The sequence below is a fragment of the Demequina sp. genome (genome assembly GCF_016278775.1).
Taxonomy (GTDB): Bacteria; Actinomycetota; Actinomycetes; order Actinomycetales; family Demequinaceae; genus Demequina.
Genome location: NZ_JADQBF010000062.1, coordinates 1 through 14,493, shown reverse-complemented (window position 1 = coordinate 14,493; position 14,493 = coordinate 1). Strand labels below are relative to the sequence as shown.

Below are 14,493 nucleotides of genomic sequence, written 5' to 3'. Positions count from 1 at the left end.
GCGGGGAGAGGTTCTGGTGGCCGTTGTAGAAGATCTTGACGTCGGTGCCGCACGTCGAGCAGTTGCGCACGCGCAACTTGATCTCGCCAGGGCCGACTTCGGGTTCCGGCACGTCTTCGACGCGCACGTCCTCCGGGGCATAGAACATCAGGGCTTTCACGACTGGTATTTCCTTCCTTGGCGGGGGTTAGGCCTGGGGAGTGAGCAGCGCAATGACGTCGTCGATCGACGACGCCTCACGCAAAGCGGCGGCCGACTCGGGATCCATGAGCACGGTCGCCAGGGACTGCAGGATGTCGACGTGCTCCTCCGAGCGAGACGCAATGGCGATGCACACGTGCACCGCATTGCCGTCCCAGTCGACTCCTTGGGGAAACTGAAGGTAGGCGATCGCCGCGCGCTCGATGTGCTCGCGGCTCTCGTTGGTGCCGTGCGGAATCGCCACGCCCTCGCCGATGTACGTCGAGACTGACTTCTCCCGCTCCAGCATGGCGTCGGCATAGGCAGACGACGCGGCGCCGATTTCGGTCAGGACCTCCCCGCACTGCCGCAGCGCGTCCGCCTTGTCCTTGGCTTGAAGGCCAAGGCGGACGGCGCTGGGCTCGAGGATCGGCCGAGGATCAGGACTCAAGGTCTTGACCCTGGACGATGGCGTTCTCGACCTTGGCGAAGGCCGGGTCGCCCATGAAGACAGCGAAGGGAACCACCACGGCGTTGGGCGCCGTGGCCTGGGCACGGGACGCCAGGCCCTGATGACACACCACCACAGACGCGTCGGCAGGAATCTCGTCGACAGGCGTGTGGATCACCTCGACCCCATGCTTCTTGAGCTTGGAGCGCAAGGTGCTTGCCACCATGACTGAACTTCCCATACCCGCGTCGCACGCGACTACTACGCGCTTGACGTCGGAACCGTTGATCGTCGGCATCGCTTTCTCCTCTACCTCGTTGTATCGGTGTGCTTCACGCTACGCCGGGACGGCCGTAGTTTCGCTAGCACCCTCTTCTGCTTCGTTCTCTCGCTTGGCCTCGCGACCGAATCCGAGCAGGAACGAAGCGACGGCGAACGAGACGGCCGCAGCCAGAATGACCTGCAGCAGCATCACCACGTGTCCGCCAGGCGGCGTGAACGTGAAGTACGCGAAGATCGAACCCGGTGATGGTGCGGAGACCAGGCCTCCGTTGAACAGCGTGCCCGTGAGCACACCGGTCATGCCGCCCGCGATCGCCGCGATGATCATCTTCGGCTTGGCGAGCACGAACGGGAAGTACACCTCGTGAATGCCGCCGAAGAAGTGGATGATGATCGCGCTGGGGGCCGCTGCCTTAAGCATGCGCGGACCGAACAGCATGAACGCCACCAGGATGCCAAGGCCGGGTCCAGGGTTGGACTCGATCATGAACAGCAGTGACTTGCCGTCCTCCAGCACCTCTTGAGCGCCGAGCGGCGTGAACACGCCGTGGTTGATGGCGTTGTTGAGGAACAGCACCTTGGCCGGCTCCACAATGATCGACGCCAGCGGCAACAGGTTGTTCTCGACAAGAACGTCGACGCCGTTGCCTGCCCATTCCACGAGCTTCGACACGACGGGACCGATGAGCCACTGACCAAACATGGCCAGCCCTGCGCCCAGGATGCCGATGGAGAAGTTGTCCACCAACATCTCGAAGCCTGGCTTGATCTTGTCTGCCCACAGCTTTTCGACCTGCTTGAGGCACCACGCTGCGAACGGACCCATGGCCATGGCGCCCAGGAACATGGGAACATCCGAACCCACCACCACGCCGACGGTGGCGATCGCGCCGATGACGGCGCCTCGCTGGCCGTAGACCATGCGGCCACCGGTGTAGCCGATGAGCAACGGCAGTAGATAGAGGATCATCGGGTCGACCAACAGCACGAACTTCTCGCTGGGCACCCACCCCGTCCCAATGAACATGGCCGTGATGAGGCCCCAGGCGATGAAAGCCCCAATGTTGGGCATGATCATTCCTGACAAGAACCGTCCGACGCGCTGGATCTGAGCTGACGCGCCGCTGCCCTCTCGGTTCTTCTTTGCCTGCATATCAGTTGCTGACATGCGTACCTTCCCTTCCTTGCCTCGCGTCGTTGCGAGAGGCGGAGATACTCGGTGCCCGTTTGCACCCGTATTGGTTGACATTGGGCAATCTAGACCCGCAAGCGGGCCGCGTCAAGTGCCAAACGGGCACTAACGGGCATGCGTTCCGCCTGCGGAGGCGGACGCCTGTGGGGCCACCCCGCACAGGACTGGTGGGGCTTTGCCACGACTACCTGGGATGTCAGAGCCAGTCGCTAATGTGGTGCGCGTGTCGAAGACCCACACTCCAAGCGAAAAACCGCTTACCTCTCGCCTGCGCGAGCGCGCCGCCGCCTACTGGGACAGCGCCATCGAGGCGCGCCTACGCATCTGGCGCATCATGCCCCTCGCGGGCGGCTGGCGCGTCGGGGCGCTCGCCGTGCTGGGCCTGGTGCTTGGCGCGTTGCCCATCGTGTTCATGATTGCGACGTCGACCATGATTGGGGGCGTCCCCAACGCTGTAGGAGCAGGGGTGGGAACCGCCGAGTGGGACGGCCTGGTGCGCCTGTTCCTGATCGGCGCTGGCGCCTTCATGGTGCAGCAGATCCTCGCACCCGTGCAGCAGATGTTGGGCCTGGCGATCCAACGCGAGGTCGACGGCAAGATTCGGGATCAGGCCGTGCGGTCCGTGACGTCATCGATTGGCATCGCGTCGCTCGAGGACGGCAAAACCCTGTCGAAGTTCGCGGAGGCGCGCACCCCGTTCGAGAACAACTTCCACACTCCAGGCAACGCCGTGGGCGGCATGCTGTTTCTGATCGCCCGCTATACCCAACTCTTCGCCCTGTTGGTGATCATCTGGGCGCTGTTCGGTCCCGCCGTCACCGCTGCCCTGACCGCCGCGATCTTCATCCTGCGCACCGGCAACAGGGGCGGGTTACGCAACTACTCGGCGATCTGGCGCACCAACGGTCACCTGCGGCGGCGCCTGCTGTACTTGCGGGACGTGACGCTGGGCTCGCTGGCGGCCAAAGAGATCCGCGTGTTCGGCTCGATGCCCTGGCTACGGGGCCGGCACCACGACGCCTTCTTCGCGTTCGCCGATCCCACCAACGCCGAACGTCGCAGGATCTACTTCAAGCCCTACCTGGTCTACACCGCCGTCGGCCTTGTCGCGGTCGCGTGGGCACTGTTCTCCTTGGTGTCACGCGCCGCCGGTACCGGCATGGACGCCGGGGAACTTGAGACCGGCGCGATGAGCCTCACCGATCTGACACTCGGGCTGCAGGCGCTCACCGGAGCGCTGATGCTCGCCCGCGACTACCCCGAGTCAGACACGTCCACCCAGTTCGGCATGAACGCGCTCACGGCGCTGCGCGAAGTAGAGGCCGCCGTCATCGCCGACGACACCGCGCCACGCGGCGAGGCCGCCGTTCCCGAGGACGCCCCACACCATTCCATCGAGTTCCGCGACCTGCACTTCAGCTACCCCGGGGCAGACGAGGTGGTGTTCGACGGACTCAACCTCACGCTCGAGGCTGGCAAGTCGACCGCGTTGGTCGGCGTCAACGGTGCTGGCAAGACCACCCTCATGAAGCTGCTCGCGCGGCTCTACGAGCCCACCGCAGGCGGCATCTACGTCGACGGCACCAACATCGCGGACTTCGACATCGTGCAGTGGCGCCACACCCTTTCCGTCGTCTTCCAGGACTTCGTCCAATACGAGTTCTCCGCCGCCGACAACATTGCCGCGGGCGCAGCGTCTGTGCCGCACGACAGGGCGGCCGTCGAGGCCGCCGCCGCTGCCATCGGCATGCTGGACACGCTGCGCGACACGCCGCACGGCCTCGATACCACGTTGGCGCGCGGCTACGCCGACGGCATCGACCTGTCCGGCGGTCAATGGCAACGCGTCGCGATCGCGCGGTCGCTGTATGCGCTCGAGAAGGGGGCGCGCGTTCTCGTACTCGACGAACCCACCGCCGCGCTCGACGTGCGCGCCGAGGCCCAGTTCTTCGACCAGTTCGTTGACCTGACGCGCGGCGCGACCACCTTGCTGATCTCCCACCGCTTCTCCTCGGTGCGCAGGGCAGACCGCATCGTGGTGATCGAGAACGGTCAGGTGATCGAGCAGGGATCCCACGCGGACCTGATGCAGACGGACACTCACTACCGCCGGCTCTTCGAGCTCCAGGCGAAACGCTTCAGAGAAGGGCTAGACGCCGACGAGGACGCGGACGCCGACGCGATGGGGACGGTGCGCTGATGGAACTGTTCCGCGGAATCGCCGACACCTTCCGCTACGCGTGGCGGGCGGGCCCCAAGAACTTCATCGTGGGCTTTGGGCTGGTGCTCGTGGCGCCCGTGTCCATGCCAGCCGCCGCGGTGGGACTGCGCGGCATCGTCGACAATGCGATCGCAGGCGAGGCCCGCACCGCCCTGTGGTGGGCTGGCTCGGTCGCGGTGTTGCTCATGATCGCACTCACCGCACAACACTTCGCGCACATCTTCTACTTCCGCACGGCCGAGGTCATGGCGTCCCTCATCGAACGCGACATGGGGTCACTGTCCAACGGCAGCGTCGGCTTGGAACACCACGAACGCCCCGAGTACGCCGACCGCGTCGCCGTGATTCGTCGCGAGACCGATCGCGCCGCGTGGAGCACAGTGGCGTCGCTGTACGGGGGCGTGGCCATCGTGTTCGGGCTTGTCGTCACTGCGGTGCTGCTGGCCTCCCTCAACGTGTGGCTGCTACTCCTGCCCGTCGCGGCAGTACCACCGCTGCTGCTCGGCCGCAAGGCAGAAGAGATCTCCAAGCGTGCCCGCGCTGACGCGGCGGCTTCCACCCGACAGGCCAATCACATGTTCGCGCTGCTTGCCGACGCGGGGCCCATCAAAGAGGTGCGCACCTGCGGCCTGGAGGACCAGGTCAGGGAACGCCAAGCCCGGTCCTGGGCACAAGCGTCGGCCATTGAAGTGCGGGCGGAATACAAGGCGACCGCACTGCGCGCGCTCGGCCAGATCATCTTTGGCGTGGCGTACGTCGCCAGCACCCTGTTGGTGGTGCGCGACGCCGTCGCAGGCCACGGGACAGTGGGCGACGTGCTCATGGTCATCACCCTTGCCGCCCAGGTCAATCAACAGGTGACCGCCGTCGTGGGAATGCTGCAGGGCCTGCAACGCACCGCCTCCATGTTCGCCGAGATGCGATGGATCGACTCCGTAGTGAACCGTCCCAGCGACGTCGCGGCGGACAGTGACGCGCCCGAGTCGATGCGGGATGGCATCACGTTTGCCGACGTGTCGTTCGCCTACCCGGGCACCTCGACTCCGGTGCTGGAGCACGTCAACATCACCATCCCTGCCGGTTCCACCATCGCCATCGTGGGCGAAAACGGGGCGGGCAAATCCACGCTCATCAAGCTGTTGTGCCGCTTCTACGAGCCCACCACAGGAACCGTCACGGTGGACGGCACCGACATCCGCCGCATCCCCGTCGACGAATGGCGGGAGCGCATCTCCGCAGGTTTCCAGGACTACGCGCGCTTCGAGTTCCCCGCGCAACACGTGGTGGGATTGGGCTCGCAGCCCGACATCGACAGCGCCTCGGCCGTCACCGATGCGCTCGATCGCGCCCGCGCGCAGGACGTCCTGCAACGACTGCCGCAAGGCCTCGACACGCTCGTCGGCAAGTCCTACGACGGCGGCACCGACCTCTCTGGCGGGCAATGGCAGAAGCTCTCGCTCGGACGCGCGATGATGCGTCAGAACCCCTTGTTGCTGTTGCTCGACGAGCCCACGTCCGCCCTCGACGCTCAAGCCGAGCACAACCTCTTCGAGCAGTACGCGCTGGGTGCGAGGCGGGTGGCGCAGCGCACGGGAGCCATCACTGTCCTGGTATCGCACCGGTTCTCGACGGTGCGGATGGCAGACACCATTCTGGTGGTGGGAGACGGCAGGATCGCCGAGGCCGGCACCCACCACGAGCTCGTCGCCCAAGGCGGCATCTACGCGGAGCTGTACGCACTGCAAGCCGAGCAATACTCCTGACCGCGCCTCTCGCGGGGCCGACTCGCGTCACCTTCGGACACTCTCAGGCACCGCTTGAGCAGGCGCCGCGCCGGAGCGACTGTGGCAACGCTCCCGCCCCCGGCTAGGCTGTGTGCGAGTTGACCTAAGGGAGCACTGTGGCCGACACCCCCACTACCAAGTCCACCGCATCCGCACTAGAGGCGTTGCGCGACAAGATGACCACCGCCATCACGGCGCCGGAAGCAGCTGCACAAGAGAAGCAGCATGCGCGCGGCAAGAAGACGGCGCGCGAGCGCGTCGAACTCCTGCTCGACGAGGGCTCATTCGTCGAGTTCGACGCCCTCACACGACACCGCGCCACCGCGTTCGGGCTGGATAAGAACCGCCCGTTTGGCGACGGCGTCGTCACCGGCTACGGGACGGTGGATGGCCGCCAGGTGGCCGTCTACTCTCAAGACTTCACCGTCTTTGGCGGCTCCCTTGGCGAGACTCACGGCCACAAGATCACCAAGGCGCAAGACTTCGCTCTGCGCACCGGAGTGCCGCTCATCGGCATCTCCGACGGTGGCGGCGCGCGCATCCAGGAGGGCGTCGCGGCCCTCACCCAGTTTGCCGAGATCTTCCGGCGCAACGTCGCCGCGTCTGGAGTGATCCCCCAGATATCCATCATCCTGGGGCCGAGTGCCGGCGGTGCCGTGTACTCGCCCGCGCTGACCGACTTCATTGTCATGGCGGACGGCACCTCGCAGATGTTCATCACGGGGCCCGACGTCATCAAGTCGGTCACCGGAGAAGAGGTCACGTTCGAGGACCTGGGCGGCGGGCAGACGCACAACGTGAAGTCCGGCGTGGCGCACTACCTCGCCGACGACGAGGAAGACGCGATCGAGTACGTGCAGCACTTGCTGCAGTTCCTTCCGCAAAACAACTTGTCGGACCCCACCGTGTGGGACCAGGAAGCCGACCTCGACGTCACGGAAGAAGACCTCGCACTCGACACGTTGGTGCCGGACAGCGACAACCAGCCGTACGACATGAAGACCGTGATCGAGGCGGTGCTCGACGGCGGCGACTTCCTCGAGGTGCAACCCCTGTTTGCCTCCAACGTGGTGGTGGGCTTCGGCCACGTCGAGGGCCACTCCGTCGGCGTGGTCGCCAACCAGCCGCTGTCGATGGCAGGCACACTCGACATCAACGCGGCAGAGAAGGCCGCGCGCTTTGTGCGCACGTGCGACGCCTTCAACATCCCGGTACTCACCTTCGTGGACGTCCCCGGCTTCCTCCCCGGTGTTGACCAGGAACACCAAGGCATCATCCGCCGTGGCGCCAAACTGATCTACGCGTACGCAGAGGCCACCGTGCCGCTCATCACCGTCATCACGCGCAAAGCGTACGGAGGGGCTTACATCGTGATGGCCTCCAAGCAGTTGGGTGCGGACATCAATCTGGCGTGGCCCACCGCCCAAATCGCGGTCATGGGATCCAGCGGTGCGGTGAACATCCTGTCAAGACGCGCGCTTGCCGAGGTCGAGAAGTCCGGCGGCGACGTCGAAGCCGAGCGCAAGGCGCTCATCGATGACTATGAGGAGAGCATCGTCAACCCCTACAACGCCGCCGACAAGGGATACGTCGACGCCGTGATCGAACCTTCTGAGACACGCGCTCAGATTGTGCGCGGCTTGCGTGCGTTGCGCACCAAGCGCGCCGCCCTTCCCCCCAAGAAGCACGGGAACATCCCCCTGTGAGTAGCCCGGACGACTTCGTGGATGCGGCCGCCGCGATGCGGGTGGTGCGCGGCGCGCCAGACGACGACGAACTCGCGGCGCTGGTGGCTGGCATGGTGGCCATGGCGAACGCCGCTGAACAAGACGAGGAGCCCGGCTCCCCCACGTCGGCGTGGATGGATCGCGCGCGGACGATGCGCGGCATCAAGGTTGGAGTCCTTGGCCGCGGCTCCGGCGCGTGGCGGCACTCGCTCAGATGAGGTCACGCACGCGCCTGCATCCTCGCTACCGCTGGGTGGTCGCCGTCCTGGTGCTGGTCCCCACCACGATAGCGACGCCGTGGATGATCGTGCGTGCCAGCACCGCGTCTGACACTCACACGTCCTCCTCGTCGTTCGACCGTGCCGACGCCGCCGTCGTGCTCGGGGCTCGCGTGTACGAAGACGGGCGTCCGTCGCGGTTCCTTCGCGAGCGCGTCGAGACCGGCGTGCAGCTGTACCTCAGCGGCTCCGTCGACCGCCTCATCATGAGTGGTGACGGCTCCGACAGTTCGGGCTTTGGTGAGCCGAGCGTCATGCGCGAGGTCGCGGAGGGCATGGGCGTGCCGCCGGAGGCCATCGAGGAGGATCCGCTGGGCGTCGACACCTACTCGTCGTGCGTGAACGCCCGCGACACCTTCGGCGCGACGAGCGTCATCATGGTGAGCCAGGAGTTTCACGTGCCGCGAGCGGTCTGGGTGTGCGACCGCATCGGTCTCGACGCTCAGGGCACCTACCCACCTCAGCGCCTCACCAAGTCGACCATGATCGGGCACGTGCGAGAGGTTGCCGCCGACGCGAAGGCCATGCTCGACGTGTGGCGCGGCAGGGTTCCAGACGGCACCACCTGATCGTCTCCCCCGCCGCGCTGAACCCAGCCGCCGGGGGCCACTCCTATACTCGGGGCGTGGCCGCCGCCCCTGACTCCGGGACAGGCCGCTCGCGCGCCAGCGCAGGCGAGGAAGTCCCCAAGGAACACGCCCTGCGTGGCCGGCTCGACATCGCCCGCCTCGTGCCGCGTGCCGGCGTTGGCCTCGCGGTCACGCTGGTGGTCATGCACCTACTCGCTGGTGCAGCGCCCGTGGGCTTCGTGGTCGCCACCTCTGTGGTGATCGGGCGCGTGCCCGCCGCGGTGGAGGGCGGCGTCCAGTCCGCTGAATGGGACTCGCTCGTGACAGGGTTCATCCTCGCCGCCGCCATCTTTCTGCTCGCTCAGGTGACGGCTCCAGTAGTCACAGCGGTCAATGCGCGCGTGCGGCGCCGGATCGACGGGCAGTTGCGCGACGATGTGCTCACGGTGGTGAGCCAAACCACGAGCATCGCGCCACTCGAGGATCACGCGGTGCTCGACGAGTTGTCAGAGGTCACTGGCCAACTCGACACCGACTGGAACACGCCAGGCCAGGCGGTCTGCGGCTTCTTGGCTCTGATAGCCCGGTACACCACGCTCGCGGGGTTCTGCGCGCTGTTGAGTGCGGCATCGTTCTGGTGGGCAGGAGTCGCGATCTTCGCCTCGACCATGACCTTTCGCACCGTCAACCGAGGTGGCCTCCGACGGTTCAGTGCGGCATGGCGCACGATCATGCCTGCCTCGCGTAGGCGCGCCTATCTTCGCGACCTAACGATGGGCGATGTCGCGTCAAAGGAGACGCGCATCTTCGGCATCAATGAGTGGCTAGGGAATCGCTACTCGAGCGCCTTCTGGGACATGTACCGCCCCGTCGGCATCGCCCGCCGCAAGATCGTCTTCTTGCCATACCTCCCTCTCACCGTGTTCGGCGTGGCGATCACCGGCTTCGTGCTGTACTCCGTCGGCCACGCGGCCGCCGCGGGCACGCTGACGCTGACGGCGCTCGCGCTGTCCCTGCAAGCGACGTTGGGCGCCGTCAGTCTTGGCCAGGAATTTGAGGAGTCTGACGTCCCCACCCAGTTCGGGATGCGCGCCATGGAGGCGATGCGAAACCTGCGCCAGTTGGCCGACGCGGCGGTGGCACGCGAGAAGCACGACGCAGCGTCCGACGCTGTCGCCGCCGACGCCTCAGACGCCGGGCGGGGCACGAGCGACGTGCGCTCAATGCCAGCCTCGCGCCTTGACCTGCGCTCCCTGAGATTCGCCTACGCTGGCGGCGGCCAGGAGGTGCTCTCCGGTCTTGACCTGGAGATCCCCGCGGGACGCTCTACCGCGATCGTGGGCGTGAATGGTGCTGGCAAGACCACGCTCGTCAAACTGCTCACACGCCTCTATGAACCGACTGATGGCGCGATCGAGGCCGACGGAGTGAACATCGGCCACCTCGACGTGAACGAGTGGCGCAAGCAAGTGAGCGTCGTGTTCCAGGACTTCATCCGCTACGAGTACTCGGCGGCCGACAACATCATGCTGGGCGCGGCCCATGCTCCGCGCGACGATGCGGCAATCCGCGAGGCGGCGCACCAGGCTGGGATTCTCGATGCCTTCGCAGGCGTGCCCACGGGCCTCGACACGCCGCTCGCGCGCACGTACCCAGGGGGGATCGACCTGAGCGGCGGGCAATGGCAACGCATCGCGATTGCGCGGTCACTGTATGCGCTCCATCACGGTGCGAAGGTGCTGGTGCTCGACGAGCCCACAGCGGCGCTAGACGTCAGGGCGGAGGCGGCGTTCTTTGACCGGTTCGTCGAACTCACCCACGGCGTGACCACCCTCCTGATCTCCCATCGATTCTCGTCCGTGCGCCGTGCCGACCACATCGTGGTCATTGACCAAGGGCGCGTGTGCCAGCAAGGCACACACCAGGAACTCATGAAGACCGGTGGCCACTACGCGAAGCTGTTCACGCTCCAGGCCGACCGCTTCACTCGCGGGCTCGACGTATGAGAGAGACCCTGCACGGCAATGCTGCACTGGCGGGCGTGGCATGGCGGGCGAGCCGCTGGCGGTTTCTCGCGGCTCTTGCGCTCATGATCGTGCAATTCGCGTCGCTGCCGCTCGCTGCGCCAGCGCTCGGCTCTCTCACGGATGCCGCGATCGCGGGCGACTCCGCCACGGTGACGGCAAGCGCGCTCGCGGTCGCCACGCTCGTGATCATGACCCTCACGGCGGGCCATTTCGGTCGCGTTGTCGCCTACGAGTTAGGCGAGATGGTTCAACTCGCGCTCGAGCGGGAACTCATCGACCTGTCAAACGGCTCCGACGGGCTCGAGCACCACGAGCGCCCGGACTTTGCGGACAGGCTTGCCGTCGTGAGGCAAGAGGTCGACTGGTCCGGCTGGCCGACCATCGACCGCCTGTTCAGTTCGATGGGCTTTGTCGCTGGCGCCTCCATCACGGGTGTCTTGCTCGCCATGCTGTCCCCCTGGTTGCTCCTCCTGCCGCTGTTCGCCCTCGCTCCCCTGGTGCTCGGCAAGCGTGCGGAGTCCGCTATCGCGGGCGCTCGTCTCGCGGCGGCACCTCACACGCGCCGCGGTCGGCACGTGTTCAGTCTTGCCACCAACGCGGTCTCGGCGAAAGAGATCCGCGCGTGCGGCCTGACGGAGCAGATGAGGCAACGGCAACGTGAGTCGTGGGACGCCACCACGGCGCTCGTGACCAGGGGCGAGGACCGGGCCGCACTCTTGCGCGTCTGCGGCCAGGCGATCTTTGCAGTTTCCTACATCGCCGCCACCCTGCTGGTGGTGCGGCGGGTGGTGGCCGGTCAAGGGACGGTGGGCGATGTGGTGCTCGCCATCTCGCTCGCCGCCCAGGTCAACCAACAGGTGACCCATGCGGCGGCGTTGTTGGTCGGACTGCAGCGCACGGCGCGCACCCAGGCGAATCTTGCGTGGATTCGGGCGCTGGTGAACAAGCCCGCTCGCACCCCCGATCTGGAGCTGCCGGACACGCTGCGCGACGGCATTACGTTGCGCGACGTCACCTTCGCGTATCCAGGTACTGACATGCCAGTGCTGAGCGCCGTCAACCTCCACCTCCCTGCGGGTCACACCGTCGCGATCGTCGGAGAGAACGGCGCCGGCAAGACCTCGCTCGTCAAACTCCTCTCCCGCTTCTACGAGCCCCTCTCCGGTGATATCGACATCGATGGCGTGGCAATCACTCGCTACGCGGTGGGTGACTGGCGCGCGCGCATCGCCGCAGGGTTCCAAGACTTCGCGCGCTTCGAGTTCCTGGCACGCGAGACGGTCGGCCTCGGCGACCTGCCACACATCGGGGACGCCGGAGCGGTGAAGCATGCGCTCCACCGCGCCCGCGGGGACGACCTCCTTGATCGGCTTGCCGATGGCCTCGATACCCAGCTGGGCAGGGCGTGGGAGGGTGGCACCGACCTCAGCGGAGGGCAGTGGCAGAAGCTCGCTCTCGGTCGCGCCATGATGCGCCAGACGCCCCTGCTGCTGTTGCTCGATGAGCCGACGTCGGCGCTGGACGCGCAAGCGGAGCACGACTTATTCGAGAACTACGCCGCCTCTGCGGCTCAGGTGGCACGGACCACTGGCGGGATCACCGTGCTGGTGTCGCACAGGTTCTCCACGGTGCGGATGGCGGACCTCATTGTGGTGGTGAATGACGGGCGGATTGAGGAGACGGGCTCGCACGACGATCTCATGAAGCTCGGGGGCCTCTACAGCGCCCTCTACACGCTGCAGGCGGAGGCCTACTCGTAGCCCTGGGGTGTGCGACAAACCGGGACCTAAGTAATTAGGTAAGGCTTACCTTTCGAAATACCGTGAGGGTATGCAACTCACCGCGCTTCCGCCAGGCACACGTGCTCACGTGCGCACGGTCAGTGCGGACTCGACGGCGGTGCTCCGGTTGCGCGAGATGGGACTGCGGCCAGGGACCCTCTTGCGCCTCACCGCGCGAGGCGCTTCTGGGTCGCGCGTCGTCTCCATCGGCGCGGCACGGCTGGCCATCGACGCCGCGACGTGCGCGCTCATCGAGGTGGATCCGGCATGAAGCAAGCGGTGCGCACGGCGAGCATTCTGTTGGTCGGCAACCCCAACGTCGGCAAGTCGACGCTGTTCAACGCGCTCACCAAGGCCCGCCAGCGCGTGGTCAACGCGCCTGGCACCACGGTGGCCCTCGCCACCGGCACGTGGCGCATCGACGGCGAGGATTTGGCGCTCGTGGACCTTCCCGGCACCTACAGCCTCATCGCCCGCTCCCCTGACGAGCAGGTGGCCGCCGACGCCGTCAATGACGCCGAGCACGACGTCGCCGTGGTGGTGCTCGACGCGACGGCGCTCAGCCGATCCCTGTACTTGCTGGGACAGGTAGCGGCGGCGGGACGGCCGGTGGTGGCGGCACTCACCATGGTCGATCTTGCCCAGGCCAGGGGGCTGCGACCGGACGCGGAAGCGTTGTCAACGGCCCTTGGCGTGCCCGTCGTGGAGGTCAACGGTCGCTCCGGCGCTGGCAGGACGGCGCTCGAACGGGCCGTCGGCGCGGCGCTCAGCAATCCGACAACGGTCCGGGGAATCGAGCCCCACAAGCACGCCGCGTCACTGCCCGACACACTGGCGTGCGCCCAGCACTTGTTCGATTGGGTGGAGTCGGTGACGGATGCGGCCGTCCCCGCTGGCGAGCCGCGCTTGACGTTCACCGACCGTCTGGATCGTGCACTGCTCAACCCCTGGCTCGGACTGCCGATCTTCTTGGCTGTCGTGTGGGCGGTGTTTCAGCTCACGACGGTGGTGGCGGGCCCGCTCATGGACGCGGCCGCCCGGCTCGTTGACGGGCCCGTGGCGTCGGCAGTGTCGTCCGCACTGGGCGTGATCGGAACGCCGGCCTGGATCGTGTCCTTCACCGTCGACGGCGTGCTCGCAGGCGTGGGCACGGTGATGTCGTTTGTTCCCCTCATGGCGATCATGTTCATGGCGGTGGGCGCGCTAGAAGGCAGCGGCTACCTCGCGCGCGTGGCCGTGGTGGCTGATCGCGCGATGCGTGCGCTCGGGCTCGACGGCCGCGCCATGCTGCCGCTCATCGTCGGCTTCGGCTGCAATGTGCCAGCCCTGTCCGCCACCGCCGTGCTCCCTCACGCGCGTCAGCGCCTCCTCACGGGACTGCTCGTCCCGCTGACGTCGTGCACCGCGCGCCTGGCCGTGTACCTGATGCTCGCCCACACGTTCTTCCCCACTCACGCGGGCACCGTGGTGTTCGCCATGTACGTCGGCTCCGTCGTCCTCGTGATCGGCTGGGGTCTCATCGCCAGGCGCACGGTGTTGCGAGACGTGGTCCCCGAGCCGCTCATCATCGCCCTGCCCGACTACCAGCTCCCGCACGCGCGATCGCTCGGCACGAGCGTGTGGACACGCGTCGCGTCGTTTGTACGCAAGGCGGGGACCATCATCGTCGTGGTCGTCATGGCACTGTGGGTGCTGCAGGCCATCCCCGTGACGGGCGGGCACGCACTCGCGGATGTGCCCGTCGAGGACTCCGTCTACGGCGCGGTGGCACTTTCGGCAGCGCCAGCCCTCAGCCCCATGGGCCTCGATGACTGGCGGATCGCCTCCGCGCTCCTGACAGGGGTCGCTGCCAAGGAGGTGGTCATCGCCGCCCTCGCCCAGTCCTATGCGATTGACGACGAGGCGGCTGGGGCCGAGGCGACCTTGGGCGAACAGCTACGCGCCACGGTGGATCAGACGTCAGGAGGGCACGCGAGCGCCGCCGCCCTGGCGCTGTTGATC

General features: G+C 66.6%; 12 protein-coding genes. 9 read left to right on the top strand and 3 right to left on the bottom strand.

All coding sequences use genetic code 11. The features are described 5' to 3' along the window. Window positions 1-187: 187 nt before the first annotated feature. From QZZ33_RS07620 to QZZ33_RS07610, 3 genes are read right to left on the bottom strand one after another with little or no spacing between them, the layout of a single operon-like run. The gene (locus QZZ33_RS07620) at window positions 188-631 is read right to left on the bottom strand and encodes a PTS sugar transporter subunit IIA (protein WP_291379176.1); all 444 of its coding nucleotides are present in this window, start codon (window positions 629-631) and stop codon (window positions 188-190) included. Further along, a complete protein-coding gene (locus QZZ33_RS07615; RefSeq protein WP_291379175.1) occupies window positions 621-929 on the bottom strand; it encodes a PTS lactose transporter subunit IIB in 309 nt (102 codons plus the stop codon). The genes QZZ33_RS07620 and QZZ33_RS07615 overlap by 11 nt, the downstream gene beginning before the upstream one ends. A gap of 39 nt (window positions 930-968) precedes the next feature. Beyond that, window positions 969-2,081, bottom strand: a complete 1,113-nt coding sequence (locus tag QZZ33_RS07610; RefSeq protein WP_291379174.1) for a PTS mannitol transporter subunit IICB — start codon at window positions 2,079-2,081, stop codon at window positions 969-971. Window positions 2,082-2,328: 247 nt separating this feature from the next. Here QZZ33_RS07610 and QZZ33_RS07605 point away from each other — a divergent pair, with 247 nt between their 5' ends. The 9 genes from QZZ33_RS07605 to QZZ33_RS07565 form a co-directional block, all read left to right on the top strand. Further along, window positions 2,329-4,305: an ABC transporter ATP-binding protein gene (locus QZZ33_RS07605; RefSeq protein WP_291379173.1), complete on the top strand. Its 1,977-nt coding sequence runs from the start codon at window positions 2,329-2,331 to the stop codon at window positions 4,303-4,305. Next, window positions 4,305-6,089: an ABC transporter ATP-binding protein gene (locus tag QZZ33_RS07600; RefSeq protein ID WP_291379172.1), complete on the top strand. Its 1,785-nt coding sequence runs from the start codon at window positions 4,305-4,307 to the stop codon at window positions 6,087-6,089. The genes QZZ33_RS07605 and QZZ33_RS07600 overlap by 1 nt, the downstream gene beginning before the upstream one ends. Window positions 6,090-6,286: 197 nt before the next feature. Continuing rightward, a complete protein-coding gene (locus QZZ33_RS07595) occupies window positions 6,287-7,816 on the top strand; it encodes an acyl-CoA carboxylase subunit beta (RefSeq protein WP_291379177.1) in 1,530 nt (509 codons plus the stop codon). Continuing rightward, complete coding sequence (locus QZZ33_RS07590; RefSeq protein ID WP_291379171.1) at window positions 7,813-8,055, top strand: acyl-CoA carboxylase subunit epsilon; 243 nt, start codon at window positions 7,813-7,815, stop codon at window positions 8,053-8,055. Before QZZ33_RS07595 ends, QZZ33_RS07590 begins: the two co-directional genes overlap by 4 nt. Next, window positions 8,052-8,684 (top strand): ElyC/SanA/YdcF family protein, encoded by a 633-nt coding sequence (locus QZZ33_RS07585; RefSeq protein WP_291379170.1) that lies wholly within the window; start codon window positions 8,052-8,054, stop codon window positions 8,682-8,684. The genes QZZ33_RS07590 and QZZ33_RS07585 overlap by 4 nt, the downstream gene beginning before the upstream one ends. A 56-nt stretch (window positions 8,685-8,740) precedes the next feature. Continuing rightward, complete coding sequence (locus tag QZZ33_RS07580) at window positions 8,741-10,690, top strand: ATP-binding cassette domain-containing protein (protein WP_291379169.1); 1,950 nt, start codon at window positions 8,741-8,743, stop codon at window positions 10,688-10,690. Further along, entirely contained in the window at window positions 10,687-12,471 is a 1,785-nt protein-coding gene (locus tag QZZ33_RS07575) for an ABC transporter ATP-binding protein (protein ID WP_291379168.1), read from the top strand. Before QZZ33_RS07580 ends, QZZ33_RS07575 begins: the two co-directional genes overlap by 4 nt. Window positions 12,472-12,541: 70 nt before the next feature. After that, window positions 12,542-12,763: a FeoA family protein gene (locus QZZ33_RS07570; RefSeq protein ID WP_291379167.1), complete on the top strand. Its 222-nt coding sequence runs from the start codon at window positions 12,542-12,544 to the stop codon at window positions 12,761-12,763. Then, window positions 12,760-14,493, top strand: a 1,734-nt coding sequence (locus QZZ33_RS07565) for a ferrous iron transporter B (protein WP_291379166.1), incomplete at its 3' end; no start/stop codon positions are given. The genes QZZ33_RS07570 and QZZ33_RS07565, both read left to right, overlap by 4 nt.